This window comes from Enterococcus sp. LX10 (assembly GCF_023539285.1).
Lineage (GTDB): Bacteria > Bacillota > Bacilli > Lactobacillales > Enterococcaceae > Enterococcus > Enterococcus faecalis.
Genome location: NZ_CP092784.1, coordinates 977,401 through 997,251 on the forward strand (window position 1 = coordinate 977,401; position 19,851 = coordinate 997,251).

Annotated in this window: 24 protein-coding genes; 16 read left to right on the forward strand and 8 right to left on the reverse strand. The window is 38.0% G+C overall.

Annotated elements, in window-relative coordinates; genetic code table 11:
* From MKZ30_RS04685 to MKZ30_RS04695, 3 genes are read right to left on the reverse strand one after another with little or no spacing between them, the layout of a single operon-like run.
* Complete coding sequence (locus MKZ30_RS04685; protein ID WP_002366455.1) at window positions 1–714, reverse strand: amino acid ABC transporter permease; 714 nt, start codon at window positions 712–714, stop codon at window positions 1–3.
* Window positions 715–759: 45 nt separating this feature from the next.
* On the reverse strand, window positions 760–1,587 hold the full coding sequence (locus MKZ30_RS04690) for a transporter substrate-binding domain-containing protein (RefSeq protein WP_002360586.1): 828 nt from the start codon (window positions 1,585–1,587) through the stop codon (window positions 760–762).
* Window positions 1,588–1,621: 34 nt separating this feature from the next.
* On the reverse strand, window positions 1,622–2,353 hold the full coding sequence (locus MKZ30_RS04695) for an amino acid ABC transporter ATP-binding protein (protein ID WP_002360585.1): 732 nt from the start codon (window positions 2,351–2,353) through the stop codon (window positions 1,622–1,624).
* A gap of 264 nt (window positions 2,354–2,617) precedes the next feature.
* Here MKZ30_RS04695 and racE point away from each other — a divergent pair, with 264 nt between their 5' ends.
* Genes racE through MKZ30_RS04710 form a run of 3 tightly spaced genes read left to right on the forward strand, consistent with a single transcriptional unit; the run spans window position 2,618 to window position 5,318 of the window.
* Window positions 2,618–3,445 (forward strand): glutamate racemase, encoded by an 828-nt coding sequence (gene racE, locus MKZ30_RS04700; RefSeq protein WP_002358027.1) that lies wholly within the window; start codon window positions 2,618–2,620, stop codon window positions 3,443–3,445.
* The gene (gene rph / locus MKZ30_RS04705; RefSeq protein ID WP_002369622.1) at window positions 3,438–4,793 is read left to right on the forward strand and encodes a ribonuclease PH; all 1,356 of its coding nucleotides are present in this window, start codon (window positions 3,438–3,440) and stop codon (window positions 4,791–4,793) included. Before racE ends, rph begins: the two co-directional genes overlap by 8 nt.
* Window positions 4,794–4,805: 12 nt before the next feature.
* Window positions 4,806–5,318 (forward strand): metallophosphoesterase, encoded by a 513-nt coding sequence (locus MKZ30_RS04710; RefSeq protein ID WP_002381991.1) that lies wholly within the window; start codon window positions 4,806–4,808, stop codon window positions 5,316–5,318.
* Window positions 5,319–5,411: 93 nt separating this feature from the next.
* Here MKZ30_RS04710 and MKZ30_RS04715 read toward each other — a convergent pair whose 3' ends face one another.
* Window positions 5,412–6,176 (reverse strand): DeoR/GlpR family DNA-binding transcription regulator, encoded by a 765-nt coding sequence (locus MKZ30_RS04715; RefSeq protein WP_002382117.1) that lies wholly within the window; start codon window positions 6,174–6,176, stop codon window positions 5,412–5,414.
* A gap of 193 nt (window positions 6,177–6,369) precedes the next feature.
* Between MKZ30_RS04715 and ulaG the strand changes: the two genes are divergently transcribed.
* The 10 genes from ulaG (at window position 6,370) to MKZ30_RS04765 (ending at window position 14,678) form a co-directional block, all read left to right on the forward strand.
* Window positions 6,370–7,437, forward strand: coding sequence for an L-ascorbate 6-phosphate lactonase (ulaG, locus tag MKZ30_RS04720; RefSeq protein WP_033600792.1), 1,068 nt, complete (start codon window positions 6,370–6,372; stop codon window positions 7,435–7,437).
* A gap of 17 nt (window positions 7,438–7,454) precedes the next feature.
* Entirely contained in the window at window positions 7,455–7,913 is a 459-nt protein-coding gene (locus MKZ30_RS04725) for a PTS sugar transporter subunit IIA (protein WP_002382120.1), read from the forward strand.
* Window positions 7,914–7,925: 12 nt separating this feature from the next.
* Window positions 7,926–9,413 carry a PTS ascorbate transporter subunit IIC gene (gene ulaA / locus MKZ30_RS04730; protein WP_002366460.1) on the forward strand — a complete coding sequence of 496 codons (1,488 nt, stop codon included), beginning with the start codon at window positions 7,926–7,928 and terminating at the stop codon, window positions 9,411–9,413.
* Window positions 9,414–9,427: 14 nt separating this feature from the next.
* Window positions 9,428–9,727, forward strand: coding sequence for a PTS sugar transporter subunit IIB (locus tag MKZ30_RS04735; protein WP_033600791.1), 300 nt, complete (start codon window positions 9,428–9,430; stop codon window positions 9,725–9,727).
* Window positions 9,728–9,740: 13 nt separating this feature from the next.
* Entirely contained in the window at window positions 9,741–10,379 is a 639-nt protein-coding gene (locus MKZ30_RS04740) for a 3-keto-L-gulonate-6-phosphate decarboxylase UlaD (protein WP_002381985.1), read from the forward strand.
* A gap of 4 nt (window positions 10,380–10,383) precedes the next feature.
* Window positions 10,384–11,244: an L-ribulose-5-phosphate 3-epimerase gene (locus MKZ30_RS04745; RefSeq protein ID WP_010827301.1), complete on the forward strand. Its 861-nt coding sequence runs from the start codon at window positions 10,384–10,386 to the stop codon at window positions 11,242–11,244.
* Window positions 11,234–11,944: an L-ribulose-5-phosphate 4-epimerase gene (locus MKZ30_RS04750; protein WP_010816422.1), complete on the forward strand. Its 711-nt coding sequence runs from the start codon at window positions 11,234–11,236 to the stop codon at window positions 11,942–11,944. The genes MKZ30_RS04745 and MKZ30_RS04750 overlap by 11 nt, the downstream gene beginning before the upstream one ends.
* A gap of 257 nt (window positions 11,945–12,201) precedes the next feature.
* Complete coding sequence (gene cbpB / locus MKZ30_RS04755) at window positions 12,202–12,690, forward strand: cyclic-di-AMP-binding protein CbpB (RefSeq protein WP_002382126.1); 489 nt, start codon at window positions 12,202–12,204, stop codon at window positions 12,688–12,690.
* A gap of 80 nt (window positions 12,691–12,770) precedes the next feature.
* The gene (gene dapD, locus MKZ30_RS04760; RefSeq protein ID WP_002358012.1) at window positions 12,771–13,472 is read left to right on the forward strand and encodes a 2,3,4,5-tetrahydropyridine-2,6-dicarboxylate N-acetyltransferase; all 702 of its coding nucleotides are present in this window, start codon (window positions 12,771–12,773) and stop codon (window positions 13,470–13,472) included.
* A gap of 36 nt (window positions 13,473–13,508) precedes the next feature.
* Window positions 13,509–14,678: an N-acetyldiaminopimelate deacetylase gene (locus MKZ30_RS04765; protein WP_025192212.1), complete on the forward strand. Its 1,170-nt coding sequence runs from the start codon at window positions 13,509–13,511 to the stop codon at window positions 14,676–14,678.
* Window positions 14,679–14,722: 44 nt separating this feature from the next.
* On the opposite strand, the gene MKZ30_RS04770 is transcribed toward MKZ30_RS04765, so the two are convergent.
* A complete protein-coding gene (locus tag MKZ30_RS04770; protein WP_002382128.1) occupies window positions 14,723–15,643 on the reverse strand; it encodes a mechanosensitive ion channel family protein in 921 nt (306 codons plus the stop codon).
* Between the two features lie 169 nt (window positions 15,644–15,812).
* On the opposite strand from MKZ30_RS04770, the gene MKZ30_RS04775 reads away from it, so the two are divergent.
* Together MKZ30_RS04775 and MKZ30_RS04780 are read left to right on the forward strand one after the other, a co-directional pair.
* Window positions 15,813–16,175, forward strand: a complete 363-nt coding sequence (locus MKZ30_RS04775; RefSeq protein WP_002358008.1) for a hypothetical protein — start codon at window positions 15,813–15,815, stop codon at window positions 16,173–16,175.
* Window positions 16,176–16,203: 28 nt separating this feature from the next.
* Window positions 16,204–17,076, forward strand: a complete 873-nt coding sequence (locus MKZ30_RS04780; protein WP_271550482.1) for an aldo/keto reductase — start codon at window positions 16,204–16,206, stop codon at window positions 17,074–17,076.
* Between the two features lie 50 nt (window positions 17,077–17,126).
* On the opposite strand, the gene MKZ30_RS04785 is transcribed toward MKZ30_RS04780, so the two are convergent.
* Both MKZ30_RS04785 and gloA read right to left on the reverse strand, forming a co-directional pair.
* On the reverse strand, window positions 17,127–17,849 hold the full coding sequence (locus MKZ30_RS04785; RefSeq protein ID WP_033600790.1) for a gamma-glutamyl-gamma-aminobutyrate hydrolase family protein: 723 nt from the start codon (window positions 17,847–17,849) through the stop codon (window positions 17,127–17,129).
* A gap of 142 nt (window positions 17,850–17,991) precedes the next feature.
* Window positions 17,992–18,366 carry a lactoylglutathione lyase gene (gloA, locus tag MKZ30_RS04790; RefSeq protein WP_249958795.1) on the reverse strand — a complete coding sequence of 125 codons (375 nt, stop codon included), beginning with the start codon at window positions 18,364–18,366 and terminating at the stop codon, window positions 17,992–17,994.
* A 148-nt stretch (window positions 18,367–18,514) separates the two neighbouring features.
* Here gloA and MKZ30_RS04795 point away from each other — a divergent pair, with 148 nt between their 5' ends.
* Window positions 18,515–18,961 (forward strand): NUDIX hydrolase, encoded by a 447-nt coding sequence (locus tag MKZ30_RS04795; protein WP_002363716.1) that lies wholly within the window; start codon window positions 18,515–18,517, stop codon window positions 18,959–18,961.
* Window positions 18,962–19,024: 63 nt separating this feature from the next.
* On the opposite strand, the gene yidA is transcribed toward MKZ30_RS04795, so the two are convergent.
* Window positions 19,025–19,837: a sugar-phosphatase gene (yidA, locus tag MKZ30_RS04800; RefSeq protein WP_002377829.1), complete on the reverse strand. Its 813-nt coding sequence runs from the start codon at window positions 19,835–19,837 to the stop codon at window positions 19,025–19,027.
* Window positions 19,838–19,851: the final 14 nt, after the last annotated feature.

The following is a 19,851-nucleotide window of genomic DNA, read 5'->3' on the forward strand; positions in this document are numbered from 1 at the left end:
CTATCTACTATATGCTTTCTTATTTTTTTCTTCCATTTTTCTAGCCAAATTCGCTAATGGGAAGCAAAGAATGAAATATAAGAAACCAGCGAGCGCAAAGGCGGGAATGTAGTTCAAGTTGACAGACGACCAACTATTGGCAGCAAACATTACGTCAGCGCCAGAAATAATGGCAACTGTTGACGTATTTTTAATTAGATTCACGACTTGATTAGTTAAAGGCGGTAACATAATCCGCCATGCTTGTGGTAAAATCACATACCGCATCGTTTGACCATACGTTAATCCTTGGGAGTAAGCCGCTTCAAATTGCCCTCTTGGGACAGCTCCGATTCCTGAGCGAACCACTTCAGAAATGTAGGCGCCGTGATAGAAGCCTACACACAGAATTGCAATCGTAGTAATAGAAAATGAAAGCAGCGGGCTTAGCAGAGGAAAGCCATAATAGACAACGATAAATTGAATCAACAAAGGTGTGTTTTGAAAAAATTCCACATAGACACGACTAATTGCGTGTAAAAGTTTACTTTTGGTCGCTGATAAACTGCCAAAGAAAATGCCTAAAGCAAAGGCAACTAAGATCGCTCCTAAAGAAAGCAGAATAGTATAGAGAAAAGCCTGACCAAAAATTCGCCAATCTTGAAATAAAGCCTCCCAACGATATAAGGCAAATGGCCCTTCTTCAAGCCAGGAAATATTGGCTAACAAAAACATAAAAATCCCTCCTAAAATTTTTGATTCTTCAAGTCTTAGGAATGATTAATTTTTTAAGCCCCAGTCTTGATAAATTTTTTCTAGTGTGCCGTCTTTTTCCCATTTTTCAATTAAACCATTTAGATAATCATTTAATTCAGTATTTGCTTTCTTTGTGGTAATTCCATATTCTTGTGGCGAAAAACCATCTTTTAAAATTTCTGTCTTGCCATCCACATAGCCAGATAGGATTGATTTATCCACTGAAAATGCATCAATTCGTTTAGAAGTTAACGCTGTTTTTAATTCTGGATAGGAACCTAATTCTTGATAAGTAAATTTGATTCCTTCCTCTTGCGCTTTTTTCTCTAAGTTTTCTTTTGTCGTAGCAGATTGTGCAACGCCGATTGTTTTTCCGTCTAAATCTTTCATACTGGAGAAGTTATCCTCTTTGCGCACAAGGAAACCAATCTCATCTGTATAATAGGGAGTTGTAAAATTATAAGTCTTTTTACGTTCATCAGTAATTGTAAATGTAGCAATTACCATATCTAGTTCACCATTGTCTAAAAGGGGACCGCGCGTTTTCGCTGTCACGCCCACAAATTCCACATTCTCTTCGCTGCCAGTAATTTCTTTCGCAATCAAGCGTGCAATATCTGGTTCCATTCCTTCATTTTTATTTGTATCAGGATTCATATAGCCAAAATTAGGAATGTCTTCTTTGACACCTACTTTAATTTTCCCCGCTTTTTTTAATTGTTCTACTGTGACCGTTTTGTTTGATGAAGCACTTTTGGAAGTTGAGTCATTGTTGCCGCTACCACAGCCTACAATGATGCCTGCTAATACAAGTAAGGAGAGTCCAGCTAGCCATTTATTTTGTTTTTTCATTGTTCATTCCTCCAATTTTTTGTTTTTTTATTCATTACCCGTTATGAATAATTTTGCTTAGAAATTCTTTTGCACGAGGGTTTTCAGTGCTTGTAAAGAAATGTTCAGGTGTTCCTTGTTCAATAATCTGTCCTTGATCCATAAAGATTACACGGTCAGCCACTTGACGAGCAAAGCCCATCTCATGTGTGACACAAACCATGGTAATATTTTGTTTTGAAAGATCGACCATTACATCTAAAACTTCTTGAATCATTTCTGGATCAAGTGCCGAAGTCGGTTCATCAAAAAGGATAATCTCAGGATGCATATTTAAGGCACGAGCAATAGCGACCCGTTGTTGCTGCCCGCCAGAAAGCTGCGAAGGATAAGCAGAAGCTTTATCAGCCAAACCGACTCGTTCTAAATACTCCATGCCAGTACGAACCGCTTCGTCTTTGGAAACGCCCATCACTTTAATCGGTGCTAACGTTAAATTATCAATAATCGTTTTGTGAGCATATAAGTTAAAATTTTGAAAGACCATGGCAACTTTCTGGCGAACCTTTTGAATCGGTGCTTTCGGTTTGGTGATGTCAATGTTATCAATTACGACGGAACCATCATTGACTTTTTCCAATTGGTTCATACACCGAATTAATGTACTTTTGCCAGAGCCAGAGGGTCCGATAATGACAATTTTTTCTCCTTGTTCTACATTTAAAGTAATATCTTTTAAAACGTGATGCTCCCCAAAATACTTATTTACATGTTCTAAAGAAATCATAGGCAGTCTCCTTTGCAATCATTTGGTAGAAAAGATAACAGAGGATTCGGTGAGAAACGTGTTATTTAAATTAAATTAACCAAATGTATTTCTAATTGTATTCTCAATGTTAGGAATTATAACATACAAAAAAATGAATTACTAGTTTTTTAATCGAAAAAGATTTCCTTCAAAAAAAGAAATAAATGAGAGCAAAACAGGAAAAATTGACAATAGTCCTTAAAAAGTAGAAAATAAAGGCAGTGAATAAAAGGCAAAGGTAGGATGAGAATGAGCAATCAAGAAGCCATTGGATTAATTGATTCTGGCGTTGGTGGATTAACTGTTTTAAAGGAAGCGCTAAAACAATTACCAAATGAACGATTAATTTATTTAGGAGATACAGCCCGTTGCCCATATGGCCCACGACCAGCCGAACAAGTCGTTCAGTTTACTTGGGAAATGGCCGATTTTTTATTGAAAAAACGAATAAAAATGCTAGTAATCGCATGTAATACCGCGACGGCTGTCGCATTAGAAGAAATTAAAGCTGCCTTGCCAATTCCAGTTGTCGGTGTTATTTTACCTGGCGCACGAGCAGCCGTTAAAGTCACAAAAAATAACAAAATTGGTGTCATAGGTACGTTAGGGACAATCAAAAGTGCTTCCTATGAAATCGCCATTAAAAGTAAGGCGCCAGCAATTGAGGTGACTAGTTTAGCTTGCCCTAAATTTGTCCCCATTGTTGAAAGTAATCAATATCGTTCTTCCGTAGCAAAAAAAATTGTGGCAGAAACACTTCAAGCACTACAATTAAAAGGACTTGATACGTTGATTTTAGGTTGTACCCATTACCCGTTGTTACGTCCGGTGATTCAAAATGTGATGGGGAGTCATGTGACATTAATTGACTCAGGAGCCGAAACAGTTGGCGAAGTTAGCATGCTTCTCGATTATTTTGACATTGCCCATACGCCTGAAGCGCCTACACAGCCCCATGAATTTTATACAACTGGTTCTGCAAAAATGTTTGAAGAGATTGCAAGCAGTTGGCTTGGTATAGAGAACTTAAAAGCACAACAGATTCACTTAGGAGGAAACGAAAATGATTAGACATGATAGTCGTGCACCAAAAGAATTGCGAAAGATCACTATTGAAACCAATGTTTTTAAACATCCAGAAGGTTCGGTGGTTATTTCGTTTGGTGATACCAAAGTAATTTGCTCAGCCACTGTCGAAGAAAAGGTTCCCCCATTTTTACGAGGCGGGGGAACAGGTTGGGTAGCAGCTGAATATAGCATGCTCCCTCGCGCGACGAACACAAGAAATATTCGGGAAAGTGCGAAAGGAAAATTAACAGGGCGAACAATGGAGATTCAACGTTTGATTGGGCGGTCATTGCGAGCTGTTGTTGACTTAGAAAAGTTAGGGGAACGGAGCATTGTTGTCGATTGTGATGTGATTCAAGCAGATGGTGGAACCCGTACTGCTAGTATTACAGGCGCTTTTGTTGCTCTACGCTTAGCAGTCAATCATTTATTGATGACTGGTGCGCTAGCGGAAGACCCAATTAAAGAGCATTTAGCTGCTGTCAGCGTGGGTATTTTACCCGATGGTTATTGTGTGCTGGACTTAGATTACGCAGAGGACTCGAATGCTGCAGTGGATATGAACATCGTGATGACCGAGTCTGGTGAATTTGTGGAAATTCAAGGAACGGGTGAAGAAGCTACCTTCTCAGGAGATGAGTTAAATGCCATGCTCTTTTATGGAAAAACAGGGATTGAGGAATTAATTGCGTATCAGAAAGAAGCGCTTTATGCTTTAGCCTCTGAAGAAGTCCCTTCGCAAGATTCAGAAGAGAAAGTGATTGTCATTGCAACTAGAAATCCTGGTAAAGCGAAAGAGTTTAGTTCAATTTTTGGTGAAAAAGGATATACGGTTAAGACGTTATTAGATTATCCGAATTTGCCAGATGTAGAAGAAACTGGTCGAACATTTGAAGAAAATGCTCGTCTAAAAGCTGAAACAATTGCAGAAATTTTACAGAAACCAGTATTAGCAGATGATTCAGGATTAATTGTTGATGCGTTAGGGGGAATGCCAGGAATCTATTCTGCTCGTTTTGCTGGTGAACCAACTAACGATGCTTCAAATAATGCGAAACTATTGCATGAGTTAACGGGCGTGCCAAAAGAAAAAAGACAAGCGCGTTTCCATTGTACATTGGTTTTTGCTGAACCAAAGAAAGAAAGTCTGGTGGTCGAAGCTGAATGGCCCGGAGAAGTCGGCACGATTCCTCGTGGTGAAGGAGGCTTTGGGTACGATTCACTTTTCTATGTCCCAGAGCTTGGTAAGACGGCAGCTGAATTGTCTGGAGAAGAGAAAAATAAAGTTAGTCATCGTGGACAAGCAGTGGCAAAATTAAAAGAACAATGGGAAGAATGGCTAAAAAAATAGGAGTTGAAACGTATGAAAATCTTGGTAGTAAGCGATAATCATGGCGACCGTGACTGTTTAGTTGACTTAGTGAATCATTATGAAGGACAAGTCGATGCACTCTTTCACTGTGGTGATTCTGAATTAGAACCGACAGATGAACTTTGGCAGAAATTAATTGTAGTCCAAGGAAATTGTGATTTTTATGATGAATTTCCAAAAACTGTGACTAAAAAAGTGGGGGATCAAGTTATTTATATGACACATGGTCATTTAGCCAATGTTAGAATGGGACTCACGACACTTGCTTTACAAGCGGAAGAAGCAGGAGCGACAATTGCCTTATTTGGTCACACTCATGTACTTGGCGCAGAGCGACACAATAACATTCTCTTTGTTAATCCGGGAAGTATTCGTTTACCTCGTGGACCAGTTCAAGAGAAAACATATGCCATAATTGAAAGTACACCTGAACAATATCTCGTTCAGTATTATAACAAAGAGCACCAACCGTTGGAACGATTAAAGGCAACGTTTACGAAGTAAGTGAATGTTAAGAAATAAGTGCTCCTTTTTTATTTATCAGATTTTGAGCGTAGGACAAAAATCTCTTTTGGATTTTTGTCCTACGCTCTTTTTTTAGTCGACTTGGATAACCTTTAAGCCGGTCTTACGAAGTTCTGTAATTAAAGTTGATGAGCAATGTTTGTCTGTAATCAAGCAATCAAAAGCAGTAATATCAGCAATTTTAAATTTAGATGTCAAGCCGATTTTTCGATGGTCCGCGACCAGAATTTTTACTTTTGTTGTTTGTTTTATCATAAGCTCATTAATTTTTGCTTCATTGAAAATTTTTGTAGTGACGCCATGTTCTAAACTGACCCCGCTACAGCCAATTACGCAAACATCGGCATGCGTTGCGGTGATTGTGTTAATGGCAATATCTCCTACCAGAACTTCTTTGGGAAAACGTAATTCGCCTCCGGTCAAAATATAATTGTATTGAGAAACATGAGGCTTGGTGGCAATTTTTAAATTATTCGTTACGATGGTCAGATGGTCGGCCTTTAAATAATGGAGAATATTCAAAGCAGTGGAACTTGAATTAATAAAAACGGTATCATAATCACTTAGATAGCTACAAGCAACACGAGCAATGGCTTGTTTTAATAACTCCGGTCCTGATTGATCAAAGTCTTTCTGATTTTGGTCGTTGTAAATACAATACCCATATTTTCGAATGATGTCATTCTTAGTTTCTAAGACATTTAAATCACGACGAATTGTGCTTAAGGAAACATTTAAAGCATCTGCTAATTTATAGGTAGTCATTTGTTTGTTTTTTTGCAGCAGCGCGAGAATGTTTTGTTGCCTTTTTTCAATGGTTTCTAATGAACTTTTCAAGTAATACAACCTCCTTTAGTTATTTCTTTGGACACGGTCCCCCATGAAATAGTATAACTCATAGGAAAATAAAACACGTAAAAGAATCATTAAAAGTGCAAACAATCATATAAAAGGGTTTTCATTGTGATTTTTTGCGGCTATGATTTTCTTATAAAGCATAACACAATCATTTGAGAAGAGGAGTGGTAGCATGAGCAAATCGATTCATGAAATTACAAAAGAAAGTTGGTTGAAGGCGACATTTCCAGAATGGGGCACTTATTTAAACGAAGAAATTAATCAGACAAATGTGCTTCAAGGAACGGTTGCACTTTGGTGGCTTGGTTGTACAGGCATTTGGCTGAAAACGCATGAGAACACGAATATTTTATGTGATTTATGGTGTGGAACAGGAAAACAAACGCACGGGAACGGCTTAATGAAAAATGGCCATCAAATGATGCGCATGAGTGGTTGCCAAAAAATGCAACCTAATTTAAGAACACAACCTTTTGTGATTGATCCTTTTGAAATAAAAGAGGTAGATGCTTTAGTTGTTACACATATTCATTCAGACCATTTGGATATTCACACAGCTGCTGCTGTTCAGCAAAATTGTCCTAAGGCTCTATTTATTGGTCCAAAAGAAGTAGTGAAAACATGGCAGCGTTGGGGTGTTCCGGCAGAAAAAACACGGGTTATAGAGCCTGGTCAAGAAATAAAAGTGAATGATGTGAATGTAGTGGCCTTGGAAGCTTTTGATCGAACCGCGCTAGTTACTTCTGATGATTCTGAAAATACATTTAAAGGTAAAATGCCTCAGGACATGAATGAACTAGCTGTCAATTATCTATTTGAAACCTCAGGTGGTACGGTATATCACGCCGGAGACTCTCATTATTCTAACTTGTTTGCGAAACATGGTAATCAATATGCAATTGATGTTTGCTTAGGAGCATATGGCGAAAATCCTCGCGGTATCACGGATAAAATTACTTCTGTTGATATGTTGAGAATGGCAGAATCTTTAAATGCGAAAGTAGTCATTCCCGTTCATTATGATATTTGGTCTAATTTTATGGCGGATCCAAAAGAAATCATGGAAATTTGGAAATTTAAAAAAGATCGTTTACATTATCAATTTAAACCATATATTTGGCAAGTGGGTGGCAAATTTGTTTATCCAGATGACAAAGACAACTTAGAATTTAACTTTGATCGTGGCTTTGATGATGTTTTTGTTAAAGAAAATGATACACCATTTCCTTCATTCTTGTAAGAAAGGCTGGATGTACAATGTTAACTTATTTTTGGGAGCAAGAGCTTATTCATTACTCTGATAAAGAACCGGTTAGTTGGCAAGAGGCGATTCAGGAAAGTTGTTTGATTTTACTCCAAAAACACATCATCGATCAGAGTTACGTCGATGAGATTATCCAGTGTGTCGAAACGTTTGGACCTTATATCATCATTGCTCCTGAAGTAGCCATGCCACATTCATCAGAGGAAAGCGCAGGCGTTTTTGGAACGGCCATTTCTTTTACAAAATTTAAGCAAGCAGTCACTTTTGCTGGCGATCAAGAAGCAAAAACAGCAACATTATTTTTTACATTGGCAGCCCAAAATCCCGCCGAACATCTGGAAAATATTCAGCAATTGATGGATTTATTGATGACGGATGGCGTGATTGCTGACTTGTTAGAAACAAACACGCTAATGGATTTTAAAGAAGTTATGGAGAAATATCAATTATAGGGGGAAAAATCAATGGGGGAGTTCTTGTTAAATAGTTGGACTTATTTTGCTACGAACGTTTTAACACAGCCAGCATATTTGATTGGTTTCATCGTGTTATTAGGTTATCTCTTGTTACGGAGGCCCTTTTATGAATGTTTAGCAGGTTTTCTGAAAGCGACAGTTGGTTATTTTATTTTGAGTGTTGGTTCTGGTGGTTTGGTTAATAATTTTCGCCCTATTCTAGTAGGATTGAAAGAGCGATTTAATTTACAGGCGATGGTTACCGATCCATATTTCGGGCAAAATGCAGTCGATGCAGGATTGATGAAAACCTTTGGACGAACCTTTGGTGATGTGATGATTTTGTTATTGATTGCATTTATTATGAATATTTTGTTGGTTCGTTTTCAAAAATATACAAAATTGAGAGCCGTTTTTACAACAGGGAATGTTCAGATTCAACAAGCAGCTACCGCTTTCTGGATTTTACTCTTTTGTTTTCCTAACTTAGGTAGAATCGAAGTACTAATTTTTATGGGCTTAATTCTTGGGTGTTATTGGGCAGTTGCTTCAAATTTAACGGTAGGGATTACGCAGGAATTAACAGAAGGTGCTGGTTTTGCGGTAGCCCATCAACAAATGTTTGGCATATTTATTTTTGCAAAATTAGCAGAATGGTTGAAAAAACGTGATCAAAAGAAACATCGTTCAGAGAAGGTCGATAAAAAATTGGAAGATATCGAATTACCAGGATTTCTATCCATTTTTAATGAAAATATGGTTGCTACGTCCATTTTGATGCTCTTTTTCTTTGGCATTATCTTGCTTGTTTTGGGACAAGATTATTTAATTCAAGCTAAATTTATGCAAGAAGGGCAGAGTTTCTTCTTTTATATCATGACCACTTCATTAAATTTTGCTGTCTATTTAGCTATCTTACAATTGGGCGTTAGAACCTTTGTCGACGAGTTGACGCAGTCATTCCAAGGGATTTCAAATACCATTTTACCAGGTGCTGTTCCTGGGATTGACGTAGCAGCGACTTTCGGGTTTGGCTCGCCCAATGCAGTAACAATTGGGTTTCTCTTTGGCGCATTAGGCCAGTTTTTAATGATTGGCTTACTGATTCTATTAAAGTCTCCGACAATCGTTATTGCGGGTTTTATCCCATTGTTTTTTGATAACGCTGTCATAGCTGTTTATGCAAATAATCGTGGCGGAGTAAAAGCTGCTTGTTTATTCCCCTTCCTTTCAGGTTTAATCCAAGTAGGTGGCTCAGCTTTATTTGCTACATGGATTGGATTATCTCAATATGGCGGTTATTTGGGCATGTTCGATTGGGCGACAGCTTGGCCGTTATTTACAATTATTATGAAAGTTCTAGGCTATGTTGGCGTAGCAGTGGTGGTGATTGGGTTACTAATAATTCCGCAACTTCAGTATCGGAAAAATCCAGAAGGTTACTTTATGATTGTCAATGATTATGAACAATATGCTAAAAAATTTCAAGAGAATTAAAGGAGGAATTTGAAATGAGAATACTTGTTTCCTGTGCCAATGGTTCTGGCACGAGTCTAATGATGATGCAGAGTGTTGAAAAAGCAATGAAAGAATTAGGTGTACCGATTACAAAAATTCATCATTGCGCCATTTCAGAAGGAAAAAGCTCTGCTAGCCAATACGACGTTGTTTTTACTCCAGTCAATTTTTTACAAATGTTTCAGCAAGCAGAAAAACGTGGAGTCACAGTGATTGGCATTAAAAATGTAATGTCTGCAAAAGAAATTCAAGAAAAATATATGGCTTCAGAGCGTTATCAAAAATCTGAATAAAAGGAGGAGAAAGATGAAAAGACCAAACTTACAAATCGCTTTAGATCATAATAGCTTAGAAGACGCTTTAGCAGATTGTATGAAAGTCGGAGAAATTGTCGATATTATCGAAGTTGGCACTATTTTGTGTTTACAAGAAGGCCAAAAAGCAATTCGTTGTTTAAAACGCATGTTTCCTAATAAAACGATTGTTGCTGATACAAAATGTGCTGATGCGGGCGGTACAGTTGCTCGTAATGTCGCACAAGCAGGCGCTGATTTCATGACGGTCATTTGTTGCGCCACCTTACCAACGATGGCTGCAGCTCAAAAAGAAGTCCGAGAATTACAAGTAGAACTATATGGAAATTGGACAATGCAACAAGCTCGACAATGGCGAGAATTAGGGATTAATCAGGTGATTTATCATCAAAGTAGAGATGCTCTTTTAGCTGGCGGCAGTTGGGGAGAGAAAGATTTGAATAAAGTTCAAGAACTAATTGACTTAGGCTTTGAAGTGTCCGTCACAGGTGGTTTAACTGTCGAAACGCTTGAATTATTTCAAACAATGGCAGTTGCAACATTTATTGCGGGCCGTGGGATTACTGAATCAAAAAATCCTGAACAAGCAGCCAAAGATTTTCAAAAAAAAATCGATCAGATTTGGAAGTGATAAAATGGCACGAATTGGACTGTATGAAAAAGCACTCCCGCAAAATTTAACTTGGGCAGAACGATTAACATGGGCCAAAAAGTTAGGGTTTGATTTTTTAGAAATGTCAATTGATGAATCCGATGAACGTTTAGCACGATTGGATTGGACACCAAGCCAGTTACAAGAACTTTCTCAATTAATGGTGAAAGAAGATTTTTTTATCCATTCTTTGTGCTTAAGTGGTCATCGGCGGTTTCCTTTAGGCTCTTTAAATAAAGAAACACGTGAAAAAGGACGGGAAATTTTATCTCAAGCGATTCGTTTGGCTCATCAATTAAACATACGGGTGATTCAAATAGCTGGCTATGACGTCTTTTACGAAGAAAAAACTGCCGAAACAAGGGAATTTTTTCTTCAAGGTCTGAAAAAGGGCGTTGAGGAAGCTGCACAATACGGTGTCATTCTGGCTGTTGAGATTATGGATGACCCTTTTATGAATAGCATACAAAAATTTCTAGAAATTAAGGAACAAATTCCGTCTCCTTTTTTGCATGTTTATCCTGATTTAGGTAATTTGTCTGCTTGGCCGGAAAATAATCCGGCGGTTGAGCTTGAAAAGGGAATTGCTGAAATCGCTGCTATTCACTTAAAAGATACCTTCGCTGTAACAGACACATTTGAAGGCAAGTTTCGGGAAGTTACTTTTGGAGAAGGCTGTGTTGATTTTACAGGCTTATTGAAAACACTCAAGCGGTTAAACTATAGTGGTCCTTTTTTAATTGAAATGTGGAATGAAACGGATTTGAATTTTCAAGAAAAAATTCAAGCCGCGCAGCAGTATCTCTATCCCAAATTAGCAGAGGTGGGTTATTATGAACAATAAAGCGATCATCCAAGCAATGAAACAACGTGTTTATGAAGCGAATCTGGCTTTGCCAAAACTGGGCTTAGTCAAATTAACGTGGGGCAATGTTAGTGAAATCAATCGGTCATTAGGGATTATCGTAATTAAACCAAGCGGCGTCAAGTATCAAGAAATGACCAAGGAACAGATGGTAGTGACTGATTTAAACGGACAACTATTGGAAACCAATGCTTTAAAGCCGTCTTCTGATTTACCCACGCATCTTTATCTTTATCAAAAAATGCCAGAAATTGGAGCGATTGCGCACACGCACTCCCTGAATAGTGTTACGTGGGCTCAAGCAGGGCGAGCCTTACCTCCTTACGGTACCACCCATGCGGATGCTTTTTATGGCGCTGTACCTTGCACAAGAGCGCTCTCTGAAAGTGAAATTAAAGAAAACTATGAAGAAGAGACTGGCAAAGTCATTGTTGAAACATTTCATGAACAAGAACTAGATCCTTTAGCAGTTCCAGGAGTGTTAGTTTATGGACATGGCCCATTTACTTGGGGAATGACTCCGGAAAAAGCAGTTGAAAACAGTTTGATTTTAGATGAAATCTGTTCAATGGCACGTTTGACGGAAACAATTAACCCAGATGTTGAACCAATTGATCATTTTTTATTGGATAAACACTATCTTAGAAAACATGGGATTTCCGCTTATTATGGTCAGTGATGGCTGTGATGAATCGTGTGAAAAAGAAGGATAATTGACTGATTAATTGGTCCTTTATAAAAACTTAGTTGTCTGTGATGGGACAACTAAGTTTTTATTTTTTTAAGAAAGCGTTCTCTTATTTTGGGGGAGAATAGAACAAAACGTTAATTTTCGTTTGTTAAGTTATGAAGAATTTGCGAATTCCAAGACTTTTTCCGCAGAATTAGGTACAATAAGTTACGTGTTAAAGAATTAGAAATGGAGGCAACCCAATCATGATAGGGACTGCTGTAAAAGAATTATTATTAGAAAAACAAGAAACGTTTTTAGTACCTGCCGAAAATGTCGCCAATGTAATGTGTTTAAATCCGTTAAGTCACGCGGCATTAGTCTTATCGAAAGTTCGCTATTCCAAGATTCCTGTGTTAGATAAGGGAGATCGCTTTGTTGGCTTAATCGGCTTGACAGACGTTGTAGATAAAATGTTTGATTTGACTTCAGTGGATTTTGAAAAATTGAATGAATTTACTGTGGCCGATGTAATGGAAGTCAATGTTCCTGTAATTGGTGAATCGTGGGATTTAGAAGAAGTGTTACATTTATTAGTAGATGCTTCTTTTTTACCAGTGGTTGATGATAATCAACGCTTTAAAGGCATCATTACACGCAAAGAAATTTTAAAAGCGGTCAATCATATGGCGCATGAATTAGAAAAACATCATCTTGTTCTGCCTAAATCAGAAGAAGAAATGAAAGTAATTTAAATAAAACGCAAGAAACTCTTTACTTTTTTCTCATAAATGCGTTATTCTGTATGATAACACGAAGTAAAGGAGTGCTGTGATTGGACGCATATGAGATTATTCAGTATATTGGCGATGCCAAAAAGCAAACGCCTGTTAAAGTAACACTGAAAGGGCAATTAAAAGAAGTCACTTTTCCGGAAACAATTAAGGTCTTTAATAATTGTAAAACTGGGACATTGTTTGGCGATTGGGCTGACGTAAAACCTTTTTTAGAAGCAAACAAAGAAAAAATTGAGGATTATGTTGTAGAAAACGATGCACGTAACTCAGCAATTCCTTTTCTTGATCTGAAAGACATTAATGCTCGGATTGAACCAGGTGCTTTGATTCGCGAAAAAGTTGAAATTGGCGATCAAGCGGTGATTATGATGGGGGCTATTCTAAATATTGGCGCCGTCGTTGGTGCAGGGACTATGATTGATATGGGCGCTGTTTTAGGCGGTCGTGCAACTGTAGGGAAGCATTGTCATATTGGCGCAGGAACGGTTTTAGCTGGTGTCATTGAACCACCAAGTGCCGCACCTGTGGTTATTGAAAACGAGGTTGTTATTGGAGCGAATGCGGTCGTACTAGAAGGGGTTCGTGTTGGTGAAGGTGCCGTTGTGGCTGCTGGGGCAGTAGTTGTGGAAGACGTTCCAGCGCATACCGTTGTCGCAGGCGTGCCAGCAAAAGTAATTAAACAAATTGATGATAAAACCAAGAGTAAAACAGAGATTTTAGAAGAATTACGTAAACTCTAAAAATAAATTAGTCAGTCGCGATGAAGAAACTTCTTCATGGCGGCTTTCGATTACCCCAAAAATGAAGGAGTGGCTTTTGTGGAGCAAGAAGAATTAATTGCGATTAGACGGCAACTACATCAAATACCTGAAATCGGTTTAGAAGAAAAGGAAACACAAGCCTTTTTACTTAATGAAATTGATAAAATGAAGCAACCTTATCTGCAAGTTCGAACATGGCAAACGGGGATTTTAGTCTTCATAGAAGGCAAAAATCCTCAGAAAACCATCGGCTGGCGTGCTGATATTGATGGTTTGCCTATTCAAGAGGAAGTGGTTTCTGCTTTTCAATCAAAACGACTAGGGTTTATGCATGCCTGTGGACACGATTTTCACATGACAATCGGTTTAGGGGTTTTGAAAGAATTAAGTCAACAGCAACCAGACAATAACTTTTTATTTTTATTTCAACCTGCTGAAGAAAATGAAGCAGGGGGGATGCTGATGTATGAAGATCACGCGTTTGGTGAATGGTTACCTGATGAATTTTATGCGCTTCATGTTAATCCTGATTTGCCAGTCGGAACTATCAGTACCAGAGTAGGGACGTTGTTTGCTGCCACTTGTGAAGTGAACATTACCTTAAAAGGAAAAGGTGGACATGCGGCTTTTCCACATCAAGCAAATGATATGGTCTTGGCGGCCACAAATTTAATTCAGCAAGCACAAACGATCGTTAGTCGAAATGTTGATCCTGTGGTCGGAGCAGTCGTTACCTTTGGGACTTTTCATGCAGGGACTGCCTGCAATGTGATTGCCGAAGAAGCAACTTTATCTGGTACAATTCGCACATTGACAGCAGAAACTAATGAACAAACGCAGCGAAGAATTCGCGAAATTAGTGAAGGTATTGCGCAATCTTTTCAATGTGAAGTAACTGTTCATCTTGATCAGAAAGGGTATTTACCTGTAGTGAATGAGCCCGCATGTACCACGAATTTTATTGAATACATGAGCAAACAAGCAACAGTTCAATTTCAACAAGCGCCGGTTGCAATGACAGGTGAAGATTTTGGCTATCTATTGTCTAAAGTCCCAGGCACGATGTTTTGGTTAGGCGTGGCAAGTCCCTATAGCCTTCATTCTGCCAAGTTTGAACCGAACGAAGAGGCGTTATTGTTTGGAGTGGAGGCAGTTAGTGGCTTTTTAAAATCATTGGACAATTAGAAAAACAGCCACCAGATAACTAATAAATATCTGGTGGCTGTTTTTTATTTTGCAATAATAGGCGTATTGGGAATCGTAAAGCCGGCCTCTGTTAATGCTTTGATATATTGAGCTAGAAATTCTTCTTTGACCGCAAATTGTTTGCCGTTTAGTACATACATGGTCGTTCGCACCGCAAAGTTGCCATTGCCTAAATCGACCATGCCAAAAATATCTGGCCCAGTTTGAATACTTTCGATATACTTTTCTTTTAACGTTTCATTGACTTCTGTAATCACTTCACAAATTTTTTCATAACCTTCTTCAGGATTGATGCGGACATCAATTAATACTTGCATATTGGCACGAGACAGGTTACTGATTGTGGTGATGTTTCGGTTTGGAATAAAATGAACAGTTCCATCAACCGCTTTAATTTGAGTGGTTCGTAATCCGACAGAAGTAACAGTTCCTTCAATATTTAACGCCAATAAGCGAATATAATCGCCTACATCCATTTGTTGTTCTAAAATAATGAAAAATCCGGTAATTAAGTCATTCATGAATCCTTGAGCCCCTAAACCAATGGCAACACCGGCAATTCCCGCTCCGGCTAATAATGAGCCAACAGGCACACCGACAATGGTCAAAAGAGAATAGATGAAGAAAAAGAACAGCGTATATTGAAATGCATTAATGATTAAAGTGTGTAACGTTTTTAAACGGCTTTCACTAAAATGTTGCTTTTTACTATAATTTGCATAGGTGCGATCAATTAAATATTTCCCAATTCGCTGAATAATAAAAAATAGAAAAATTAAAAATAAAATTGATAAACTTTTTTCAATTAAGGTAGCGACAATGGCATCCCAATTAATATTGTTCCAAAAGCGTTGTAGCGCGCTCACTTTTTTTACGGTCGCTTCTGCTAAATCAGGAGCAGAAGAATCGACTGTTTCAGTACTGGCTAAACCAAGTATCAACATAAAAATCCAACTTTCTCTAAAATTTCTTCTTTTAGTATACTAAATCTCTCGGCGAAAGGGGAAGAAAATAGAAAGTTTTTTTAAAGACTTAACATGTTTATTTAGGAATGTTATAATTTTGTAAATAAATAATATATTTTATAATTTTGTTAAAGGTTGTGAGTGCTGCGTGAAAGTTTCAATTGAATGGGCAAAAAATGATTTACTTTCTAAATTACCTGTAACAATTTTTATTGATGAACGATGTGCCACTCGCTTGACGGCTGACAAGCGACGAACATTCATCTTCCATAATCCAGTCGCTTTACGATTAGGAAGTCGTTTTTTTAGTAGTCAGATAATCGAAATTGCGGAATCATGTACATTGAAAGTTTCCTTTAATTGGTCCTGTGTTTATCTCTTTTGTATCTGGTTACTTGCAGTTAAACTGTGGATTGGAAGCGTTAGCGGTCGAACAATTGTAGTTGTGGCACTAATCGGAGTGCTGACCTATTGGCGTCGTTATTTATTAAAAATAAAGAAAATGACCTGACGAGTCGTGATTGTTTCGTGAAAGAAGAATGCATAGTATACTAAAAGTAATGAAAATGAAGGGACTGAAGAAACACATGACTTTGGATAAAACAAAAAAATTAGCAAATGGCAATGAAATGCCACGCCTAGGTTTAGGCGTTTGGCGTGTAGAAGATGGCTCAGAAGCAACAAATTCAGTAAAATGGGCTTTAGAAGCGGGTTATCGCTTGATTGATACGGCAGCCGTTTATAAAAACGAAGTAGGGGTGGGCGAAGGCATTCGTCAATCGGGTATTCCCCGCGAAGAAATTTTCGTGACGACGAAATTATGGAATGAAGATCAAGGCTATGAAAATGCGATTAAAGCGTTTGATAAAAGCTTAGAAAAATTAGGGTTAGACTATGTTGATTTATATTTAATTCACTGGCCTGTCGCTGGTAAATATAAAGAATCATGGAAAGCATTAGAAGAAATTTACGCAAGTGGTCGTGCCAAAGCAATTGGCGTTTCCAATTTTCATCAACATCATTTGGAAGATTTATTAACAGAAGCAAATGTTGTGCCAATGGTGGATCAAATTGAATTACATCCTACGTTAACACAAGAACCGCTACGAAAATATTTAGCCGAAAATAAGATTGCCGTGGAGGCTTGGTCTCCTCTAGGACAAGGTAATTTATTATCTGAACCAGTACTAGTGAAAATTGGTGAAAAATATGGTAAATCAGCGGCCCAAGTGATTATTCGTTGGCACTTACAAAATGATATTATCGTGATTCCCAAATCTGTTCACGAAAAAAGAATTCAGGAAAATTTTGCTGTCTTTGATTTTGAATTAACGCCAGAAGAAATAACCGCAATTAATCAGTTAAATAAGGATCATCGTTTTGGTGCAGATCCAGATAATTTTGATTTTTAAGTATGATAGCAAGCAAAAACGGAGGGGCGAAAGACGTCCCTCCGTTTTTACTATAATTTTTGAACAAAGTAGTTAAAGAGTGCTTGGGATTTGGCATCACGTGCGTACATTAGTTCAGGATGCCATTGAACAGCTAATAAAGGCTGATGTTCCTTTGTTGATTCCACTGCTTCTGCAAGGCCATCAGAGGACCAAGCAGTAACGCGTAAATCTTTTCCTAAAGTATGTAGTGCTTGGTGATGGTACGAGTTGACTTGACCAGTTGTACCATATATGTTTGATAATTGACTGTCTGGTTCAACATCAATACGATGCGTCGCAAAGATTGGTTGAGTGGGTTGTTGTCCGTGTTTAACTGACCATTGAGGATACATCGATAAATCTTGATATAATGTGCCACCTAAAGCAACATTGACTAATTGCATTCCACGGCAAACCGCAAAAATAGGTTTGTTTTGTTTTAAGGCTTCTTCAATTAGGGCTAACTCAAACTCGTCACGATCACGATTCGTTTCTTCTAATTTTATATGGGGTTCTTGTCCGTAAAATTCAGGGGCAACATCTTGACCGCCTGCTAAAAGTAGTTTATCAATTTGTTGTATATACGTAGCGGCTAATTCTTTGGGGCCAATTGGCAAAACGAGAGGAACGCCACCTGCGGCTTGAACAGCGCTAACAAAACCTTGTGGGGTGTAAGTCACTTGGTTACCGTGAAACACTTCAGCTGCCTGCAAAAGTTGATTGCCAGCGATTCCAATAATTTTTTTTATCATAATAACATCACATCCTCAATAAATTCATACGTTCTATTGTAGCACTTTTTTTGAAAAAAGTGTTTGAGAAGAAGTCGAGACAAGTTTTGTCTCGGACAGCTCTCAAACACAAAAAACTCAGTAAGTGAACAAGTGAAACTTTTTAACGTTCACGAATGACTTCGATTTTATACCCATCTGGGTCGACAACAAAGTAATAAGATGGTGCAGTTCCAGGTAAGCCTTTTAAGTCAGTGACAGTTAAGCCAGCCGCTTGATGTTTTTCGTGTAATCCTTCTAAATCATCTGTACTGATGGCGATATGACCATAACCGTTTCCTATATCGTATGCTTCATGATCATAATTATAAGTTAGTTCTAGTTCGTAGTCGTCTCCTGGTAAAGTTAAATAAACCAAAGTAAATTTATTTTCTGGAAAATCACGACGGCGACTTTCTTCAAAATTGAAGGCTTTTTGATAGAAATCTAATGATGCCTCTAAATCTTTTACACGCACACATGTATGAGCCATTTTCATAGTTAAAAACTCCCTTTCAAACTTAATTATATTTCCAACGTTAATAGTAGCATAGATAAACGTGAAATGTAGAGAAAAACGCTTGGTTTCTGACTTGTTCTAAAGGAATTTCTCAGGTAAAATAGATGAAAAGAGAAGAGGTGCGCCAATGAAAACGCCAACGTTTGGAAAAAGAGAAGAGACATTGACCTATCAAACAAGATATGCTGCATACATTATTGTTTCAAAGCCAGAAAATAACACAATGGTTCTGGTACAAGCGCCAAATGGAGCTTATTTTTTACCAGGAGGCGAAATTGAAGGCACCGAAACGAAAGAAGAAGCAATCCATCGAGAAGTGCTAGAAGAATTAGGAATTAGTGTAGAAATTGGCCGTTATTTAGGGGAAGCCGATGAATATTTTTATTCGAATCATCGCCAAACGGCCTATTATAATCCTGGATATTTTTATGTAGCGAATACTTGGCGGCAACTTAGCGAACCCTTAGAAAGGACCAATACTTTACACTGGGTTGCACCAGAAGAAGCAGTCCGTTTATTAAAAAGAGGAAGCCACCGCTGGGCCGTTGAAAAATGGCTAGCGGCAGCATCATAAAATAACGAATAACCCTCAATCTATGTTGATTAGATTGAGGGTTATTGTTATTGAAAAGAATGTTTAAATTAAAACCATTTTTTCAATAATTTGAGCGACACCATCTTCGTCATTACTAGTGGTATGCACATCGGCAATTGTTTTAACATTTTCTGTCGCATTGCCCATCGCAACACCAATCCCAGCGTAATCAATCATGGATAAGTCATTTTCATTGTCACCAATGGCCATCACTTCGTCTTTATTTAAGCCTAAATGGTCTGCCAATTTTGCTAGAGCATTGCCTTTGCTAGCATTTTTATTCATGATTTCATAGTAAAAAGGCGTACTTTTAACAGTCGTATATTTTTCGGTAAAATGTAATGGTAATTTTGCAATGGCAGGATCTAAAACTTCCGGCTCATCAATCATCATCATTTTAATAATGTTCATCTCTGGTGTCATTTCATCCACCGTACGATATTTCAAAGGCATGTTCACTAAAGATGCTTCGTGAATCGTATATTTACCAATATTGCGATTGGCAGTGTAAATAGCGGAATCATCAATTGTATGCAAGTGAGCGCCGACTTTACGAGAATACATTTCAATTTCTAAAAAATCCTCATAACTCAAGGTATAGCGTGAAATAATCGTATTATCTTTGGTTGCTTGGACAAGCGAACCGTTGTAGGTAATCACGAAATCATTTTCACCATATAAGGCTAATTCATCCAATTGTTCTTTCACGCCTGGCAAAGGACGGCCTGTACATAAAACAATACGAACGCCTTGCTCATTTGCTTTTTGGAGCGCTTCTTTGACCCGTGGGGTAATCTTGTGTTGTGAATTTAGCAATGTTCCGTCGATATCAATAGCAACTAACTTAATTGACATAGAATCCTCCTAGA

Excerpts from the sequence above, each read along its gene's own strand:
- MKZ30_RS04685 (WP_002366455.1), bottom strand. The coding sequence starts at position 714 with ATGTTTTTGTTAGCCAATATTTCCTGGCTTGAAGAAGGGCCATTTGCC.
- MKZ30_RS04690 (WP_002360586.1), bottom strand. The coding sequence starts at position 1,587 with ATGAAAAAACAAAATAAATGGCTAGCTGGACTCTCCTTACTTGTATTA.
- MKZ30_RS04695 (WP_002360585.1), bottom strand. The coding sequence starts at position 2,353 with ATGATTTCTTTAGAACATGTAAATAAGTATTTTGGGGAGCATCACGTT.
- racE (WP_002358027.1), top strand. The coding sequence starts at position 2,618 with ATGAGAATGAGCAATCAAGAAGCCATTGGATTAATTGATTCTGGCGTT.
- rph (WP_002369622.1), top strand. The coding sequence starts at position 3,438 with ATGATTAGACATGATAGTCGTGCACCAAAAGAATTGCGAAAGATCACT.
- MKZ30_RS04710 (WP_002381991.1), top strand. The coding sequence starts at position 4,806 with ATGAAAATCTTGGTAGTAAGCGATAATCATGGCGACCGTGACTGTTTA.
- ulaG (WP_033600792.1), top strand. The coding sequence starts at position 6,370 with ATGAGCAAATCGATTCATGAAATTACAAAAGAAAGTTGGTTGAAGGCG.
- MKZ30_RS04725 (WP_002382120.1), top strand. The coding sequence starts at position 7,455 with ATGTTAACTTATTTTTGGGAGCAAGAGCTTATTCATTACTCTGATAAA.
- ulaA (WP_002366460.1), top strand. The coding sequence starts at position 7,926 with ATGGGGGAGTTCTTGTTAAATAGTTGGACTTATTTTGCTACGAACGTT.
- MKZ30_RS04735 (WP_033600791.1), top strand. The coding sequence starts at position 9,428 with ATGAGAATACTTGTTTCCTGTGCCAATGGTTCTGGCACGAGTCTAATG.
- MKZ30_RS04740 (WP_002381985.1), top strand. The coding sequence starts at position 9,741 with ATGAAAAGACCAAACTTACAAATCGCTTTAGATCATAATAGCTTAGAA.
- MKZ30_RS04745 (WP_010827301.1), top strand. The coding sequence starts at position 10,384 with ATGGCACGAATTGGACTGTATGAAAAAGCACTCCCGCAAAATTTAACT.
- MKZ30_RS04750 (WP_010816422.1), top strand. The coding sequence starts at position 11,234 with ATGAACAATAAAGCGATCATCCAAGCAATGAAACAACGTGTTTATGAA.
- cbpB (WP_002382126.1), top strand. The coding sequence starts at position 12,202 with ATGATAGGGACTGCTGTAAAAGAATTATTATTAGAAAAACAAGAAACG.
- MKZ30_RS04765 (WP_025192212.1), top strand. The coding sequence starts at position 13,509 with ATGGCGGCTTTCGATTACCCCAAAAATGAAGGAGTGGCTTTTGTGGAG.
- MKZ30_RS04770 (WP_002382128.1), bottom strand. The coding sequence starts at position 15,643 with ATGTTGATACTTGGTTTAGCCAGTACTGAAACAGTCGATTCTTCTGCT.
- MKZ30_RS04780 (WP_271550482.1), top strand. The coding sequence starts at position 16,204 with ATGCATAGTATACTAAAAGTAATGAAAATGAAGGGACTGAAGAAACAC.
- MKZ30_RS04785 (WP_033600790.1), bottom strand. The coding sequence starts at position 17,849 with ATGATAAAAAAAATTATTGGAATCGCTGGCAATCAACTTTTGCAGGCA.
- gloA (WP_249958795.1), bottom strand. The coding sequence starts at position 18,366 with ATGAAAATGGCTCATACATGTGTGCGTGTAAAAGATTTAGAGGCATCA.
- MKZ30_RS04795 (WP_002363716.1), top strand. The coding sequence starts at position 18,515 with ATGAAAACGCCAACGTTTGGAAAAAGAGAAGAGACATTGACCTATCAA.
- yidA (WP_002377829.1), bottom strand. The coding sequence starts at position 19,837 with ATGTCAATTAAGTTAGTTGCTATTGATATCGACGGAACATTGCTAAAT.